Origin of the sequence: Paenalcaligenes sp. Me52 (assembly GCF_050487965.1) — a bacterium.
Classification (GTDB): Bacteria; Pseudomonadota; Gammaproteobacteria; order Burkholderiales; family Burkholderiaceae_B; genus Paenalcaligenes.
In genome coordinates, this window is the sequence record NZ_JBKQFO010000060.1 from 1 (window position 1) to 539 (window position 539).

General features: G+C 50.3%; 1 protein-coding gene. It reads left to right on the forward strand.

Annotation, left to right across the window (positions count from 1 at the left end):
- Positions 1-539: maltose/maltodextrin ABC transporter substrate-binding protein MalE (malE, locus tag ACLO87_RS16980; RefSeq protein ID WP_430224369.1), on the forward strand; the 539-nt coding region annotated here is incomplete at both ends.

Consider the following 539-nt stretch of genomic DNA (forward strand, 5'->3'; position numbering starts at 1 on the left):
TCACCTGGCCGCTAATTGCGGCTGACGGGGGTTATGCGTTCAAGTATGAAAACGGCAAGTACGACATTAAAGACGTAGGCGTGGATAACGCTGGCGCGAAAGCGGGTCTGACCTTCCTGGTTGATCTGATTAAAAACAAACACATGAATGCAGACACCGATTACTCCATCGCAGAAGCTGCCTTTAATAAAGGCGAAACAGCGATGACTATCAACGGCCCGTGGGCATGGTCCAACATCGACACCAGTAAAGTGAATTATGGTGTAACGGTACTGCCGACCTTCAAAGGTCAACCATCTAAACCGTTCGTTGGCGTGCTGAGCGCAGGTATTAACGCCGCCAGTCCGAACAAAGAGCTGGCGAAAGAGTTCCTCGAAAACTATCTGCTGACTGACGAAGGTCTGGAAGCGGTCAATAAAGACAAACCGCTGGGTGCAGTAGCGCTGAAGTCCTATCAGGATGAACTTGCGAAAGATCCACGTATTGCCGCCACCATGGATAACGCTCAGAAAGGTGAAATTATGCCGAACATCCCGCAG